The 16,122-nt window shown below is 38.6% G+C and carries 15 protein-coding genes; all 15 read left to right on the top strand.

Going from position 1 to position 16,122, the window contains the following annotated elements:
- Positions 1 to 170 precede the first annotated feature (170 nt).
- The 15 genes from recR (at position 171) to B4H39_RS03730 (ending at position 16,090) form a co-directional block, all read left to right on the top strand.
- Positions 171 to 773 carry a recombination mediator RecR gene (recR, locus tag B4H39_RS03800; RefSeq protein ID WP_202229832.1) on the top strand — a complete coding sequence of 201 codons (603 nt, stop codon included), beginning with the start codon at positions 171 to 173 and terminating at the stop codon, positions 771 to 773.
- A 12-nt stretch (positions 774 to 785) separates the two neighbouring features.
- The gene (locus tag B4H39_RS03795) at positions 786 to 1,835 is read left to right on the top strand and encodes a D-alanine--D-alanine ligase (RefSeq protein ID WP_251422775.1); all 1,050 of its coding nucleotides are present in this window, start codon (positions 786 to 788) and stop codon (positions 1,833 to 1,835) included.
- Between the two features lie 125 nt (positions 1,836 to 1,960).
- Positions 1,961 to 2,227, top strand: a complete 267-nt coding sequence (locus tag B4H39_RS03790) for a metal-sensitive transcriptional regulator (protein ID WP_251422772.1) — start codon at positions 1,961 to 1,963, stop codon at positions 2,225 to 2,227.
- 292 nt (positions 2,228 to 2,519) lie between these two features.
- Positions 2,520 to 3,851: a UDP-N-acetylmuramoyl-tripeptide--D-alanyl-D-alanine ligase gene (locus tag B4H39_RS03785; RefSeq protein WP_251422769.1), complete on the top strand. Its 1,332-nt coding sequence runs from the start codon at positions 2,520 to 2,522 to the stop codon at positions 3,849 to 3,851.
- A gap of 211 nt (positions 3,852 to 4,062) precedes the next feature.
- Positions 4,063 to 5,736, top strand: a complete 1,674-nt coding sequence (locus B4H39_RS03780) for a peptide ABC transporter substrate-binding protein (RefSeq protein WP_202229840.1) — start codon at positions 4,063 to 4,065, stop codon at positions 5,734 to 5,736.
- A 73-nt stretch (positions 5,737 to 5,809) separates the two neighbouring features.
- Entirely contained in the window at positions 5,810 to 6,727 is a 918-nt protein-coding gene (locus tag B4H39_RS03775) for an ABC transporter permease (RefSeq protein WP_202229843.1), read from the top strand.
- A gap of 15 nt (positions 6,728 to 6,742) precedes the next feature.
- Positions 6,743 to 7,777 (top strand): ABC transporter permease, encoded by a 1,035-nt coding sequence (locus B4H39_RS03770; protein WP_202229845.1) that lies wholly within the window; start codon positions 6,743 to 6,745, stop codon positions 7,775 to 7,777.
- A gap of 16 nt (positions 7,778 to 7,793) precedes the next feature.
- Complete coding sequence (locus tag B4H39_RS03765; protein WP_251422766.1) at positions 7,794 to 8,855, top strand: ABC transporter ATP-binding protein; 1,062 nt, start codon at positions 7,794 to 7,796, stop codon at positions 8,853 to 8,855.
- A complete protein-coding gene (locus B4H39_RS03760; RefSeq protein ID WP_251422763.1) occupies positions 8,855 to 9,790 on the top strand; it encodes an ABC transporter ATP-binding protein in 936 nt (311 codons plus the stop codon). Before B4H39_RS03765 ends, B4H39_RS03760 begins: the two co-directional genes overlap by 1 nt.
- Positions 9,791 to 9,950: 160 nt before the next feature.
- The gene (locus B4H39_RS03755) at positions 9,951 to 10,394 is read left to right on the top strand and encodes a divergent PAP2 family protein (protein ID WP_286927518.1); all 444 of its coding nucleotides are present in this window, start codon (positions 9,951 to 9,953) and stop codon (positions 10,392 to 10,394) included.
- 392 nt (positions 10,395 to 10,786) lie between these two features.
- On the top strand, positions 10,787 to 11,188 hold the full coding sequence (locus tag B4H39_RS03750; RefSeq protein WP_251422760.1) for a hypothetical protein: 402 nt from the start codon (positions 10,787 to 10,789) through the stop codon (positions 11,186 to 11,188).
- Positions 11,189 to 12,133: 945 nt separating this feature from the next.
- A complete protein-coding gene (locus B4H39_RS03745; protein WP_251422757.1) occupies positions 12,134 to 12,541 on the top strand; it encodes a hypothetical protein in 408 nt (135 codons plus the stop codon).
- A gap of 65 nt (positions 12,542 to 12,606) precedes the next feature.
- Positions 12,607 to 13,269, top strand: coding sequence for an ATP-binding cassette domain-containing protein (locus tag B4H39_RS03740; protein WP_251422754.1), 663 nt, complete (start codon positions 12,607 to 12,609; stop codon positions 13,267 to 13,269).
- The gene (locus B4H39_RS03735) at positions 13,241 to 14,188 is read left to right on the top strand and encodes a hypothetical protein (protein ID WP_251422751.1); all 948 of its coding nucleotides are present in this window, start codon (positions 13,241 to 13,243) and stop codon (positions 14,186 to 14,188) included. Before B4H39_RS03740 ends, B4H39_RS03735 begins: the two co-directional genes overlap by 29 nt.
- Before the next feature lie 330 nt (positions 14,189 to 14,518).
- Positions 14,519 to 16,090 carry a peptide chain release factor 3 gene (locus tag B4H39_RS03730; protein WP_251422748.1) on the top strand — a complete coding sequence of 524 codons (1,572 nt, stop codon included), beginning with the start codon at positions 14,519 to 14,521 and terminating at the stop codon, positions 16,088 to 16,090.
- The last annotated feature ends 32 nt before the right edge of the window (positions 16,091 to 16,122 follow it).

Raw genomic sequence — 16,122 nt, 5'->3', positions numbered from 1 at the left:
GTTGTGTTATAATACTCAATGCCCCTATCTCGCTAAATAAGAGTAATCCATCGCTTTCCTCATAAAGTGTTGCCATTTTTGTCCTGTTGCAGAGTGATTGATAATTTTCATAGAGAGAGGTGTGGTATAATAGTTATAACTTTATCTTACTAGAAGAAAGAAAGGAAAACATGGTTTATTATCCAGAACCAATCGCTAAACTTATAGAAAGCTTTAGCAAGCTGCCCGGTATTGGGCAAAAAACAGCGACACGTCTGGCCTTTCATACGATTGGAATGGATGATCAAGACGTCAATGAATTTGCCCGAAACCTTATATCAGCAAAGCGTGATTTACGCTTTTGCTCAATCTGTGGTAACTTAACAGAAAGTGATCCCTGTGCTATTTGTGAAGACGCTCTTCGTGATCGGACAACGATACTGGTTGTAGAAGAGAGCAAGGATGTTTTGGCCATGGAAAAAATCCGTGAGTACAGAGGACTTTATCATGTCTTGCATGGGACGATTAGCCCGATGAACGGCATCGGACCTGATGAAATTAATGTCAAGAGTCTCTTGACAAGGCTCATGGGCGACAGCCAAATAGAGGAAGTTATCCTTGCTACTAACGCTACATCTGATGGTGAGGCTACAGCTATGTACCTCTCCCGTATGATTAAACCTGCGGGAATCAAGGTGACACGTTTAGCACGTGGTCTTGCCGTGGGATCAGATATTGAGTATGCTGATGAGGTTACATTATCAAAAGCAGTTGAAAATCGTATGGAAATTTAAGTGGAGAAAATTATGTCAAAAGAAACATTGATTTTGTTATATGGCGGTCGCAGTGCAGAACGAGAAGTATCGGTTCTTTCAGCTGAAAGTGTGATGCGTGCAGTTAATTATGATAAGTTTGTAGTCAAGACTTACTTTATCAGTCAAGCTGGTGATTTTATCAAAACACAGGAATTCACTGAAACACCTGCCGAAAATGAAAAATTAATGACTAATGGAACAATCAAGATAGAGCAAAAAGTTGCTCCATCTGATATTTATGAAGAAGATGCAGTTGTTTTTCCTGTCCTACATGGACCTATGGGCGAAGATGGCTCAATTCAAGGCTTCTTGGAAATTCTGCGCCTTGCTTATGTGGGGCCAAATATCCTGTCAGCCAGTGCGACCATGGATAAGCTATTGGCCAAGCATGTTTTTTCTGCAGTGGACATACCACAAGTGCCTTATGTTGCAGCCTATGCGGATGAAAACCAAGCCAAAATTCATGCAGAAGTTCAAGAAAAACTGACTTTCCCAGTTTTTGTTAAGCCAGCTAACATGGGCTCAAGTGTCGGTATTTCTAAAGTAAGTAGCCTAGAGGAGTTGGAAGCAGGTCTAGCAGAAGCCTACAAATATGACAGTCGTGTCCTTGTTGAACAGGGAGTTGTGGCGCGTGAAATAGAGTGTGCAGTACTGGGCAATGGTGGGAAGGTCCGCTCGACTCTTCCAGGTGAGGTTGTTAAGGACGTGGATTTTTACGACTACCGTTCAAAATATATTGACAATAAGATTGAAATGGCGATTCCCGCCGATATTCCAAATGAGATAGCGGAAAAAATACGCGATTATGCTGAAAAGGCTTATCAAGCGATGAACGGTGCTGGTTTATCACGCTGTGATTTCTTCTATGATGAAAAGGGCAACATTTATCTCAATGAAGTTAATGCAATACCAGGGTTCACACAATGGTCAATGTATCCTTTGCTCTGGGAAAATATGGGCTTGTCATACAGTGAGCTGATTGAAGAATTAGTTTCCCTTGCTCAAGAAGCTTTTAAAAATCGCGAAAGCCATCTTCTATGAGTAGAAAAGTTTATAGCAGAGCCTATCAGAAACTTAAAGAAACTTCTTTAGGTTTTTTTGGATAAGATTTTTATTTTTAATGAACTATAGAGGGGAACATATTAAAGGGAGGGGGAGATATTCTGATGGAAACAACTTATGACAGTAAGATCAAAAACAGACTAAAGAGAGCAGACGGTCAGCTACAGGGGGTTCTAAGCATGGTAGAAGAAGGGAAAGACTGTGAGGCAGTAGTAACACAGCTCAAAGCAGTTCGCTCTAGTCTCGATAGCTTGATAGGACTTATCGTTGCTGAAAATTTACAAACCTGTCTTCTATCACTAGAAGAAACTGATGAAAAAGAGCGTGAGAGAAAAATAAATCAGGCGATTAAAATGGTTATTAAAAAGTAAGTGCTGGAGAGAGGCACTTTTTCTGGCACAATGGGCACTTTTCAGCCCTCATAAAGCACTGGTTTGAAATGCAATCCTGTAGCATTTATTTCAGCTTTCTATTCGACAAAAAACCTCTTTGCTGAGTCCTATCGCCATCATCAATCAATGAAATAGGAACAAAAGTCTAAATTTATCCAAAGTTAGTCAGGACATGAAATGAAAACGCTCACTAGCGGCAAACTCTTATACTGAGAACGCGCGTTTTTTCTGTTTTTAAGACATTTATCTTAGCCTCTGGTATAATGGAACTATGAAGCTTACATTACACGAAATTGCCCGCGTTGTCGGTGCGACAAACAACTGGTCAGAACTGGCAGATACAGAAGTTCACAATATTGAATTTGATAGCCGTGAAGTCAAAGAAGGTGATCTTTTCTTGCCCCTTAAAGGGACAAGAGATGGTCACGCATTCATTGAAACAGCTTTTGCACAAGGTGCGATTGCGACATTTTCAGAAAAAGATATTCAAGCCCCACATTTACGTGTCAAGGACTGCTTGACTGCTTTTCAAAGATTAGCCCAGTATTATCTAGAAAAAATGGCGGTTGAAGTAATTGCTGTCACAGGGTCAAATGGTAAAACAACTACAAAGGACATGATTCAGGCGGTACTTTCTGAAAAATATAAGACCTATAAGACACAGGGGAATTATAACAACGAGATAGGCATGCCTTACACCATCTTACACATGCCGGATGATACTGAAAAAATTGTTCTGGAAATGGGGATGGATCGCCTTGGCGATATTGATTTTCTCTCAAAAATAGCCAAGCCTAAGATAGCAATCGTAACTCTCATCGGCGAGTCTCATCTAGAATTTTTCGGAACACGTGACAAAATTGCGGAGGGGAAATTGGGCATCAAGTCAGGCTTACGACCAGAGGGTGAACTTATTGTCCCAGCAGATAAAATTATCAATAAATATTTGCCAGCAGATACAAAAATTACGCGTTTTGGTCCAGATGAAGGTATTTTTGTGACGCAACTCATCGAACATAAGAACATGCTCAGTTTCACTACAAATTTCTTGAACAGGGAGATTACTATTCCTGTTCCAGGAAAATTTAATGCGACCAATGCGATGCTTGCTGCCTATGTGGGAACCTTATTTGACATTGAAGAAGATAAGATTGCACATGCGCTTTCCAGCGTGACATTGACTCGAAACCGCACAGAGTGGAAGAAAGCAAGCAATGGTGCCGATATCCTCAGTGATGTTTATAATGCTAATCCTACAGCCATGAAACTTATCTTAGAAACCTTTCAGGCAATACCTAAAAACGAGGGCGGACGTAAATTTGCGGTTCTTGCGGATATGCTTGAGCTAGGAGAGCAAGCACCAGAACTTCATGGGAACATTGCTCAATCCCTTGATTTTTCTGTCATGGATCATGTCTATCTATATGGTGAGTTAATGAAAAATCTTCTGGTGGAACTTCCACAAGATAGAGTTTCTTACTTTACAGATTTAACAAATCTTGCAGAAAATATTAAAGAAATTTTGGGTCCGCAAGATCAACTTCTCCTTAAAGGGTCCAACAGCATGAAATTAGGAACAATTGTTGAAGAATTACAAAAATAAGCATGTAAAATGCTTTTTTAATACTTGAAATAGGAAACAATGTTCGGAAATAGTCCATAAAAATTTTTAATGTCAAAAATTTACAAAAAATATGTAGAAAAGTCTTTACAATTTAGGTTGAATTAAGTATAATAGAGAACATAATAAATTTTCAGACAATACTAAACAAATAAGGTGTTGTCGAATAAATCAAATAGAAAGAGGATGTTACATGGATAATTGGAAAAAAGTATCATTAGGAACAGTTGCCCTAGCTTCGGTAGGGCTCCTAGCAGCTTGTGGAAATGGCGGGGGGGACTCAAAAGCAGCCAATCCCCAACTCTCAGTTCCTACAAACATTGCGACATTGGATTCAGGTTTGGCGACAGATGCGTATTCAAATCTCTTTATCGGAAATGTACAAGAAGGTTTGACACGTGTTGACGACAAAGGTGTTGCTCAAAACGCTTTGGCATCAGATATTAAAGTATCAGATGACGGTTTGACATACACGATTACTTTGCGTGACGGTCTTAAGTGGTCAAACGGTGATTCATTGACAGCAAAGGATTTCCTTTATTCATGGCAGCGTGCTGTAAACCCTGAAACAGGTTCACAATATGCTTACTTGTTGGGGAACATTAAAAATGCGAATGAAATCAACACAGGTAAGGTTAAAGACCTCAACGAGTTGGGCGTAAAAGTAAATGGTGACCATGAGCTTGTAGTTACATTGACACAACCAACGCCTTACTTTAAATTCCTTCTTGCTAATGGCGTTTACAAACCTGTAAACAAATCGGCAGTTGAAGAATTTGGTAAACAGTACGGGACTTCATCTGATAAAGTTGTTTATTCTGGACCATTCATGTTCAAGAAAGATGCAGGATGGACAGGAACAAACAACAGCTATTCACTTGTAAAAAACCCTGATTACTATGACAAAGATAATGTAAAATCAGAAGAAATCGACTACACTGTTCAATCAAATCCAAATACAGCTGTTCAGCTCTTTAAACAAGGTAAGCTAGACCAAGCAAGCTTGGGTACTATGGATTTGTATAATGCCAATAAAGGCTACAATGACGGTAAGGATCTTGTTGTTCTAAAAGAAGCAACAACTGCTTATCTTCAATATAATCAATCTGGTGGTGGTACAACAAGTCCAGAAGTAGCAAAAGCACTTCAAAATAAAAATATCCGCGAGGCACTTAACTTAGCAACTGACCGTAAAGCTATCGTTGATCAATTCATCCCAGCAGGTACAGTAGCACAAACCTTTACACCAGCAGGCATGTCAGTAACAGCAGATGGTAAAGACTTCGCTGAATTTGCCAAACAAGATTACAACTACGATGCTGCGAAAGCAAAAGAACTTTGGGAAAAAGGTTTGAAAGAAGTCGGTGTAACATCACTGAATCTCCAGTATACAACTGATGCTGATGCGCCAGTTTCAAAATCTATCGCTGATTTCTTGCAAGCTTCACTTTCTAAAACATTGCCAGGCTTGACACTTACTCAAAAAATCGTACCTTTCCAACAACGTTTGAAAGATTCGAAAAACCAAAACTTTGATGTGGTTCTCTCACTTTGGGGTGGTGACTATGCTGAACCATCAACATTCTTGCAACTCTTTGCAGATGGCTCAGGTTATAACGATGGTAAATTTGTAAATCCTGCTTACCAAGCGGCTTGGACAAAAGCATCAACAGTGCCAGTAGTATTGGACGATAAAGCTCGTGATCAAGCTTACAAAGATGCAGAAGCAGCGCTCTTTGATGAGTCAAGCATCAACCCAATGTACTTCCGTTCAACACCAGTTCTTCGTAACCCACACCTTAAAGGTTTGCAATTTAACTCAACAGGTTTGACTTACGATCTCAAAGGTGTTTACATCGAAAAATAGTAGGCACTAACATCAAACGAACAAGTAGGGCTTATTAGGCCTACTTTTCGTGTTTTTATTAAGGAATTATTATATGTTAGCTAAATATCTCGTAAAACGTATCTTATTGATGCTCTTGACATTATTTGTGGTTATTACGGCAACTTTCTTCCTGATGCAAGTTATGCCAGGAACACCTTTCAATAACCCCAAATTAACACCAGAACAAATTCAACAGTTGAATGCTGCATATGGTTTAGATAAACCGTTGATTGTCCAGTATTTTATCTACCTGCAAAATGCCTTCACAGGTAACTTTGGAACTTCATTTACCTTTGCGAATCAACCTGTGAGTACCATGATTGCCCAACGTTTACCTGTTTCGGCACAGCTTGGTTTTGAAGCACTCCTTATCGGTGTTGTTGCTGGAGTGTTCTTTGGTGTTGTTGCAGCACGTTTTAAAAACACTTGGATTGATGGTCTTTTGAGTATTATCTCAACAGTGTTCTTCTCTGTTCCTTCTTTCATCGTAGGTACTTTGCTCCTTCTTTACTTTGGTTACACTTGGCAGTTATTGCCTGTATCAGGTTGGGGGACATTTGCCCAAACAATATTGCCAGCGTTAGCCCTATCCTTTGCTCCAATGTCTCAGGTAATGAGCTTTGTCCGTGCCCAAATGATTGAATCACTTTCATCAGATTATATCTTGCTGGCTCGAGCTAAAGGTTTATCTGATCGTGAAGTGCTTTGGAAACATGCTATCCGTAACTCTTTGATTCCGATGCTGACACTCATAGGACCGATGAGTGCAGGACTTTTGACCGGATCAGTTTTGATTGAGACTATCTTCTCAATTCCAGGTATCGGTCAACAGTTTGTTCAGTCTATTCCTTCAAAGGATTTTCCTGTTATCATGGGGACAACAATCGTCTATGCTGTGATGTTGATGGCGATGATTTTAATCACAGATATTATTACAGCCTTTGTTGATCCACGTGTGCGTTTAGACTAGAAAGGAGGGGAGAAAATGGAAAATATTAACAGTAAATTTAAACTTGTAACACAGCGTGATTTTGAAGCGAGTGAAATGATTGCGAAACCTGCCCTCACTTTCTGGCAAGATGCTTGGCGACGTTTCAAGAAAAATAAGGTGGCGATGGTAGCGATGATTCTCGTTGTTTGCACGCTCCTGTTCTCCGCAGTTTCGACAGTTTTGGTCCCTCAATCAGAGGCCAATCATTTTGATCCTAATGAGGTACAAATATATAAGAACTTGCCACCTAAACTCGGCAATCTAAATATTCCTGGGTGGAATGGTAATTTTGCAGCGCCAGGAAGTACGATTGCGGAAGACATGTATAAGGTGCAGAATGTCCCAGAAGGCAAATCATTTATCTTTGGTACAGATGCTCTGGGACGCTCAATCGCCAAACGTACAATCGTTGGTTTACGTATTTCTTTGATTATCGCCTTTGCCTCCATCGTCTTTGATGTGCTTATAGGGATTACTTATGGATTAATTTCAGGATGGGTTGGTGGAAAAGTTGATACAGTGATGCAACGTATCATCGAAATCATTAGCTCTATTCCAAGTTTAGTTATTGTAACCATGTTCGGACTTTTGCTGGGTCAAGGGATAATTTCAATTGTCTTAGCTATCGGTCTCTTTATCTGGACAGGAATCGCCCGGCAGGTAAGAAACATGACCTTGTCGCTGAAAGAACGGGAGTTTGTACTTGCAGCGAAAACTCTGGGTGCAAGCCCATTCAAGATTATGGTAAAACACCTTATTCCAAATATGCTGGGTGTTATTATCGTACAAATTATGTTCGATATTCCGTCAGTCATCTTCTTTGAAGCTGTTCTTTCTGCGATTAACTTAGGTGTTAAACCGCCAACAGCATCATTGGGTTCATTGATTTCTGACGGTATTCAAAGTTTGCAATTCTATCCATTCCAAGTTGCAGTACCTGCAGTAGTCTTGTCACTCTTGTCACTTGCCTTCTTCCTCTTTGGTTATGGCTTACGTGACGCTTTTGATCCAAAATCAGGCCAAGACTAAGAAATGAGGAAGTAAAATGACTGAAAAAGAAGAAAAAGTACTTGAAGTAAAAAATCTGCATGTCAATTTCAAAACATATGCTGGAAAGGTGAAAGCCATCCGTGATGTTTCCTTTGACTTAAAAAAAGGTGAAACCTTAGCTATCGTTGGGGAATCAGGTTCTGGTAAATCTGTAACAACCAAAACCTTGATGGGACTAAATGCAGCCAATGCCGAAATTCCTGAAGGCGAAATCCTTTTTAAGGGTCGTAATCTGCTTGACATCAAAGAAGAAGATTGGCAAAAAATCCGAGGCAATGAGATTTCAATGATTTTCCAAGATCCGATGACTTCATTGGACCCAACCATGCGTATCGGAAATCAAATTGCGGAACCTTTAATTAAGCATAAAGGGATGAAGAAAAAAGATGCTTTGGCAAAAGCTTTGGAGCTGATGAAAGCGGTAGGGATTCCCCAAAGTGAGCAGCACATCAACGACTACCCGCACCAATGGTCGGGTGGGATGCGTCAACGTGCGGTAATCGCTATTGCTCTTGCTGCTGATCCAGAAATTCTTATTGCAGATGAGCCAACAACCGCCTTGGATGTAACGATTCAAGCACAGATTATGCACATGATGGCAGAGCTGCAACAGCGTATTGAATCCTCAATCATCTTTATCACTCATGATTTGGGTGTTGTTGCAGGTTTTGCTGACCGTGTTGCCGTTATGTATGCCGGGGAGATTGTGGAATACGGGACTGTGGAAGAAATTTTCTACAACCCACAACATCCTTATACATGGGGTCTCTTAGACTCAATGCCAACTGTTGACACAGATGTTGAGCGACTTGTATCAATTCCAGGAACGCCTCCAGATCTGCTCCATCCGCCAAAAGGCGATGCCTTTGCTGTCCGTAACCAGTATGCTTTGGAAATTGACTTTGAAGAAGCACCGCCATACTTTGAAATTTCACCTACACATCAAGTGAAATCATGGCTTTTAGATGAGCGTTCACCAAAGGTAACACCATCTGAAAATATCCAACAGCGTTGGGCGCGTTGGGAAGAAATGAAAATGAAGGGAAATGCTGAATAATGACTGAAGAAAGAAAAAAACTTGTCGAATTCAAGGGTGTTGACCTGGTTTTCAACAAGGGTAAAAAGAATGTCAATAAAGCCATCAACGACGTTTCTTTTCACATCTATGAGGGGGAAACATTCGGTCTTGTAGGTGAATCAGGTTCTGGTAAAACAACAATTGGTCGTGCAATTCTAAAGCTTTATGACATTCATAAAGGTGAAATTCATTTCAATGGTAAGGATGTTAGCAAGATTAAGGGAACTGAGCTGAAAAAATTCCGCGAAAAGGTACAGATGATTTTCCAAGATCCGCAAGCCTCATTGAATGGCAGAATGCGTGTTAAGGATATCATTGCTGAAGGGATTGACGTTAATGGGTTAGCTAAAACCCCAGAAGAACGCACAGAAAAAGTTAAAGAATTGCTCCAATTGGTAGGGCTTAATCAAGATCATATGACACGTTATCCTCATGAGTTTTCTGGTGGACAACGTCAACGTATCGGTATTGCCCGCGCTTTGGCAGTGAATCCTAAATTTATTGTAGCTGATGAGCCAATTTCGGCATTGGACGTCTCTATTCAAGCTCAGGTCGTCAACTTGATGCGTGATATCCAAGAAAAAGAGGGCTTAACCTATCTTTTTATCGCCCATGACTTATCAATGGTTAAATATATTTCGGATCGTATCGGTGTCATGCACTGGGGGAAAATTCTTGAAGTGGGGACCTCAGACCAAGTGTATAACCATGCTCTACACCCTTACACAAAATCATTATTGAGTGCGATTCCTGCACCAGATCCAATCTCAGAGCGTAGTCGTGTGCCACAGTCTTACGATCCAACAGCTGAGCTGGATGGACAGCCACGTGAGCTTCGTGAAATCACTCCAGGGCACTTCGTTTTGTCAACTGAAGAAGAAGCTGCTGAATACAAAAAAATTGCAACAGCTTAAGAAATAAACTGCACCACAAATGGTGTGGTTTTTTAGATAGAGCTGGGAAAATAGTGAAGCTATACTGTTTTACTTTTGAAATTTCTATAAATGATATAAAATGAAGTTAAGGATTTATAGTTTATTTTGAAAATTTTTTATGGCAAGAGGAGGGGAAGCAATGGATTTTTTTAAAGAAATTATAAGTAACCAAATACTGCTAACGGCTCTAGTGGGATGGTTTGCTGCACAAATAATTAAAATTATCGTTGATGTATTTCGTTATAAAAAGCTGGATTGGAGTTTACTTTTTGCGACAGTAGGTATGCCGAGTTCCCACAGTGCTCTAGTTGTTTCAATGACGACAGCAACGGGATTATCGCAAGGGTTTGACTCGCCTGTTTTTGCTGTGGCAACAGTTTTTGCCTTTGTGGTGATGTATGATGCGCAAGGGATTCGACGTCAAGCAGGAACGCATGCTTATATCTTGAATATCATTATCAAAACGATTGAGAGCCCCAAGATCAATGCAGAAAAAGCGCTGAAGGAATTACTGGGGCATACACCAGTACAGGTGCTTGGCGGTGCTATTTTAGGAATCCTTGTTGCACTTTTGATGAATTGAAGCAGGCTGTACTGTTATTGTACATAGGATAACACGCTATCAGAGTCGTATAAGCTATTTCTCATCAAGTTTTCTCTTGAATATTAATATATAAATACACATACAAAACAAAGAGTTGCATCAAAATCATGCAGCTCTTTATTTTATAGATACACTTTTTATTGCTTGGTGAACGCTTCTTACTAATTTCATGCGAGCCATTATTCCGTAAGGCTACACGCTTTTGAATTTCGCAAAAGATTATACATGGGTAAGATATATTTTACATGAATAAGCATCAATCTATAATACTAGATTAAATCTTTGCTGAACAGGGATTTTTAACTCTTGTAACTGCCAGCTAAAAGTATGATAATAGCAGTGGAAATACCTTTTTTAGAGAAGGAAATTTTATGGAAAAGAAAAAAGGAATTATACTTGCTGTTGCTACAGTTACATTTTCAACCATAGGATTTGCAAATTTAACAGTCACAAAAACATCTGCAGACGAAGTGAAAAGTAGTCAAACTTCTTCTGTTCAAGATTTAGGTCAATTTGATAAATTTATTGAAGTATATAACAATAAATTTATTGTTAAAGATAGTGACGGAAAAATACCAAATACTACTTTATCCGAAATTAATAAGGTAGTATCTGATACAAATAAATATATTCAAGATAATAATTTAACGATTAATCCTTCAACTAAAATGGCCCTACAATGTGTGTCTTTTGATAATACAAACTCCTTAGCTCGTTCTTATGGGACAATGGTCTACTTGCAATCCGGTGGAACAGTGTACGAGTTGGTCTAGATAAAGGACTAACAAATGATATTCTCCACGGTGGGGTTGCAGGAGCAGGCTTTTATCTCGGATTTTTAGCTGGTGGACCTGCGGCAGGAGCAGCTGTTGTTATTGCTACCGTGATAGTTGATAGACATTTGTATACCAAATCAGGTTGGTGGTTTGACTATAATGTATATCTGAGACGTGTCACTAACTTTGGAAGGCAATAAAATAATTAAAAGGATAGTTATGAATAAATCATCGACCATCAAAGCATTACTCATGATAACGTTTATTATAATTACAGTTATCGTATTTCGACATATAACATTTTTATCTGAAATTTGGAATACAGTGTTTCTAACCCTTTTTATCCTTGTAGAGTACTTCTTTGTAAATAAAATCGTTGATAAAATTGCTCCATAAACCATTAAAATATTTTCATCATATCTGACTCTCTCATCTATAGGTATTAATACATTGTCAAATTCTCTCCTAATTACCTTAAAACCGTCTGTTGAAAACGGAAATATTTTTTTATTCTTTATCTTTCCAGTTGTACGCGTTTTGTACTCTGATGGATACGTTGATAAAAAAAGTAGATACAAAAGAACAAAAAAACTCAAGATATTTTAAACTATGAGCTAATTGTTTATTAATTCTGTTGCAAAGACTATCTTTTTTCCTCTATTTTTACAATAAAATAGACTTGGCGGAAAACTTAGTAATAAATCTGGATCTAGTAAGATAAAAATTATAGGAGAAAAAACATGGAAGATGCAAAATTTTTAAATGCTGCTGGTCCAATATGTACTCCTATTTGGCTTCAGTGTACACTACAAGACCAAATACGTAATCCTACCTAGTAATAGTATACGCTTTTATCTACAAATTAGATATCTTTTAATTACCTGCATTTGTAGAGGAGAAAAATGGACTCAGAAATAAATAATTAAGATTGGAGTAAGGTTTATGAAAAGAATAAATTTGAAGAAAATTGTTTCAATTATTGCTGGAGCGTTGTTAATGGTTTCCGTAGTGATACCCGCAGTTGGAAAAGCTGGAACAAGAACAACAAGTTGTTATAAAGGCTCAGCACTGATGTGGAGTAATGATTACGTAACATTTTCTTATAATGGTAAATCAGTTACTAGCTCTTATGCATATCAAGATGGAGGGGCTATCTTCCCGCTTACCATGTCACTCAAAGGAATTAAGATGGTATCAAAAACCACAACTCAAAGATCTTATCAAGGGCGCTACTTAGGTGGTGGTGGCATCCCGATTCCGTGGGGGAATGCTAACTTAATTAGTCAAACGAAAACAATGCAAACTTGGGTTCGTTCCAATGCTTCATGGACTGCAAATTGGGTAGGTTAATTGAAAAAATATGGAGCCAGAGGGAGACTATTTGTTTTCTTTTGGCTCTTCTTTAAGGAAAAAACATGGAAAATGTAAAGATAGAAGAACTTTATAAGCAATTTTCTGAAAAAATAATATTTGAAAATGCAAACGCCACTTTTGAAAGTGGGAAAATTTCATTTTTGATGGCTCCAAATGGTTTTGGGAAAACAACTTTGATCAAACTACTTTCAGGACTACAGAAAGAAGATAGTGGAAGAATAAAGAATCTCCACATACATCAAGACAGTTTTACATTATATGATGATTTATCTTTGTATGGTAATTTATCTGGGTATAAAAACATAGAAATTTTTACAAAATTTAAATACTCTAAAGAGGAAATTGATGCAGTAGCTATAAGGTATTTACCAAGCTCGAGACTAAAAAAGAAGATTTCTATTTACTCTTTGGGAGAGGGAAAGAAGATTTCCCTTATTATTTGGGAATTGCTTACGCCCAAGTTATCCATGATGGATGAGATTACGAATGGTTTGGATTACCAAGCCTTAGCTGATTTAAAAAAGGTATTGAGCGAGGCGAAGACAGATAAAATTATTTTATTAACAGGTCATGATTTCAGCTTTTATGAGGACATAATTGATAATCTTTATGTTTTGAGCGATTATAAAATTATACAAGAAATGAAATGGAAGGACTATGGAGTAAAGGGAACATATGAAAAATACTTTGCGCCAAGAAATTAGCTATTTAATGAGTTCTAAAACTTTATTAGTAGGGGCTTTATTGTTAATACTTCTTCTTATTTTTGGAGCCTTCCAAGCAAAGATAACACAAACGAGTAGTGTTATGCAGTTTAAAGAAACTCAGAAGGTGTATAACAGCGAGCAGGAATTTGAAAATGATTTACATAAACCTTATTCTTTGAGTCAGTCTACAAATGGTCAAGATCAAGTGGATACTTCTATTGAAAATTCAGCGAGGTATAGTTATGAAAGTCTGATGATATCGAATAATCAGATGAGTTTGCTTGGATTTCCGAAATTCTTTCTTAAGTATTCTGGACTAATATTTTTACCAATAATTTCTGGATTTTTAGGTATTTTTGTCGCAACTTATGACTATAAAAGTGCTACTTATAAGAGAAAATTGAACCATAATTCATGGCAAGAGATTTTGGTGGGGAAATACCTTGTCATAATAAGTGTTTTATTTATTGCTTTAGTTTTTACCACTTTAATTTCACTTGTTATAGGTGGTTTATCTGTTCATTTTATTGAGAGTATAGATGTTTCAAAATACGGTTCAATTTTTGAGGTCCACAATTCACTCCTTGATTTAGCTGCCCTAGGATTAACTGTTTTCCTCATGGATGTCATTACTGCGGTTATTTGGTTTACTTTATCTCTAATTATAAAGAGTAGTGTTATAAGCATTGTTTTATTCTTACTTTATGATTTAGTATTACCTAATTTTGGGAAATATGATTTTAAAAATGGAATGATGAATGTCTTTTCAAATGTTGGAAAAGATGTCATTACTCAGCCAGTACCTCTGCTGCAAATACCTTTTTTAGAAGCATGGGGAATCTTAATAGTCCATGTTCTACTTGCTTTAGGAATTGGGTGGGGGATTTTTTATAAAAAAACGCGATTCACTCTTTGAAAAAATTCCCCAAGGAAGATAAGCGAACAGTTGAAATCTTGTTGGCTGAGAATCATTTGAAGATAGAGATTGCATGAGAGAAAGAATCATAATATTTTAAACAGCAAAGAACGGGGACGAAAAGTAAATTTTTTCGCAATCAATTTTATAAATGGGATTTTCCATTTTTTATTTTGATGTTTTGCAGCATTCCTTGCTTATAGGAAAGAGTGATTCTCGGTCTCATAATTTTTATGCCTTGTCGGAGTCTCATGGAGGTCAACCTAGAGTCAAGACGATAATTCTGTTATAATTAAGAAGCATATAATTTGATAAGAATAGGTTTGAAAAATGAATAGAGCAGAAGAAATAAAAAAACGCCGTACCTTTGCCATCATCAGTCACCCGGATGCTGGTAAAACAACGATAACAGAACAACTCCTTAAATTTGGTGGAGCTATCCGAGAGGCCGGAACCGTTAAAGCACGTAAGACAGGTAACTTTGCTAAGTCTGACTGGATGGATATTGAAAAAGAACGGGGGATTTCCGTGACTTCATCTGTGATGCAGTTTGATTATGCTGGCAAGCGCGTGAATATCTTGGATACACCCGGGCACGAGGACTTCTCAGAAGATACTTACCGTACTCTGATGGCCGTTGATGCTGCCGTTATGGTTATTGATAGCGCCAAAGGTATCGAGGCCCAGACGAAAAAACTTTTCCAAGTTGTAAAACGCCGTGGTATCCCTGTATTTACCTTTATTAATAAATTGGACCGTGATGGGCGTGAGCCGCTTGACTTACTGAGCGAATTGGAAGATATCTTGGGAATCGCTTCTGTGCCAATGAACTGGCCAATCGGGATGGGGAAAAACTTCCAAGGGCTCTATGACTTCTACAACAAACGTATCGAAGTTTACCAGCCTGAAAACGGAGAACGTTTCATTGAGTTTGATGAAAACGGCGAGATTGATGCCAGCCATCCCTTGACAAATAACCCTTTCTACGCACAGGCTATGGAGGATGCAGAACTTTTACTCGATGCAGGTAATGAATTTGATGAGAAGAAAGTTCTTGCAGGTCAGCTCACGCCAGTGTTTTTCGGCTCAGCTTTAACAGACTTTGGCGTTGAAACTTTCCTGGATACTTTCTTGGCCTACGCGCCCGAGCCAAATGGCCACAAAACAGTAGAGGGTGAAATCATCGATCCCCTGCGCGAGGAGTTCTCGGGCTTTGTCTTCAAAATTCAAGCCAATATGGACATTCGCCACCGTGACCGTATCGCTTTTGTTCGTATCGTTTCTGGCGAATTTGAACGCGGGATGGGCGTGAAGCTCCTTCGTACAGGCAAACAGGTCAAGCTTTCAAATGTTACTCAGTTTATGGCAGAATCCCGTGAAAATGTTGAAAATGCTGTGGCAGGTGATATCATCGGGGTTTACGATACAGGAACTTACCAAGTCGGGGATACACTGACGACAGGTAAACTCAAAACGCCTTTTGAGCCCTTGCCAACCTTTACTCCGGAACTCTTTATGCGTGTGACTGCAAAAAATGTTATGAAGCAAAAATCATTTCAAAAGGGTATCGAACAGTTGGTACAAGAAGGTGCAATCCAGCTCTATAAAACCTACACGACAGGAGAAATCATGCTTGGTGCGGTTGGGCAGTTGCAGTTTGAAGTTTTCAAACATCGTATGGAGAATGAGTACAACTCAGAAATTATCATGACACCACTGGGAAGTAAAACAGTACGTTGGATTAAGCCAGAAGACTTGGATGAGAAGATGTCATCAAGTCGAAATATCTTGGCTAGAGACCGCTTTGATCATCCACTCTTCCTCTTTGAAAACGACTTTGCCATGCGCTGGTTCAAAGATAAATACCCCGATGTGGAATTGATGGAGCAGTTTTCTGTTTGAGACTTTTCCGGTTCTGTATAATCTGTGGTGGT

It is taken from the genome of Lactococcus sp. UBA7128 (assembly GCF_002492185.1).
Classification (GTDB): domain Bacteria; phylum Bacillota; class Bacilli; order Lactobacillales; family Streptococcaceae; genus Lactococcus; species Lactococcus muris.
The sequence above is the reverse complement of the archived record's forward strand: the minus strand, read 5'-3'. Positions and strand labels throughout refer to the sequence as shown.

Coding starts and splice junctions, on each gene's coding strand:
- B4H39_RS03760 (WP_251422763.1), top strand. CDS start 8,855: ATGACTGAAGAAAGAAAAAAACTTGTCGAATTCAAGGGTGTTGACCTG.
- B4H39_RS03735 (WP_251422751.1), top strand. CDS start 13,241: ATGAAAAATACTTTGCGCCAAGAAATTAGCTATTTAATGAGTTCTAAA.
- B4H39_RS03740 (WP_251422754.1), top strand. CDS start 12,607: ATGGAAAATGTAAAGATAGAAGAACTTTATAAGCAATTTTCTGAAAAA.
- recR (WP_202229832.1), top strand. CDS start 171: ATGGTTTATTATCCAGAACCAATCGCTAAACTTATAGAAAGCTTTAGC.
- B4H39_RS03755 (WP_286927518.1), top strand. CDS start 9,951: ATGGATTTTTTTAAAGAAATTATAAGTAACCAAATACTGCTAACGGCT.
- B4H39_RS03745 (WP_251422757.1), top strand. CDS start 12,134: ATGAAAAGAATAAATTTGAAGAAAATTGTTTCAATTATTGCTGGAGCG.
- B4H39_RS03795 (WP_251422775.1), top strand. CDS start 786: ATGTCAAAAGAAACATTGATTTTGTTATATGGCGGTCGCAGTGCAGAA.
- B4H39_RS03730 (WP_251422748.1), top strand. CDS start 14,519: ATGAATAGAGCAGAAGAAATAAAAAAACGCCGTACCTTTGCCATCATC.
- B4H39_RS03785 (WP_251422769.1), top strand. CDS start 2,520: ATGAAGCTTACATTACACGAAATTGCCCGCGTTGTCGGTGCGACAAAC.
- B4H39_RS03765 (WP_251422766.1), top strand. CDS start 7,794: ATGACTGAAAAAGAAGAAAAAGTACTTGAAGTAAAAAATCTGCATGTC.
- B4H39_RS03780 (WP_202229840.1), top strand. CDS start 4,063: ATGGATAATTGGAAAAAAGTATCATTAGGAACAGTTGCCCTAGCTTCG.
- B4H39_RS03770 (WP_202229845.1), top strand. CDS start 6,743: ATGGAAAATATTAACAGTAAATTTAAACTTGTAACACAGCGTGATTTT.
- B4H39_RS03790 (WP_251422772.1), top strand. CDS start 1,961: ATGGAAACAACTTATGACAGTAAGATCAAAAACAGACTAAAGAGAGCA.
- B4H39_RS03750 (WP_251422760.1), top strand. CDS start 10,787: ATGGAAAAGAAAAAAGGAATTATACTTGCTGTTGCTACAGTTACATTT.
- B4H39_RS03775 (WP_202229843.1), top strand. CDS start 5,810: ATGTTAGCTAAATATCTCGTAAAACGTATCTTATTGATGCTCTTGACA.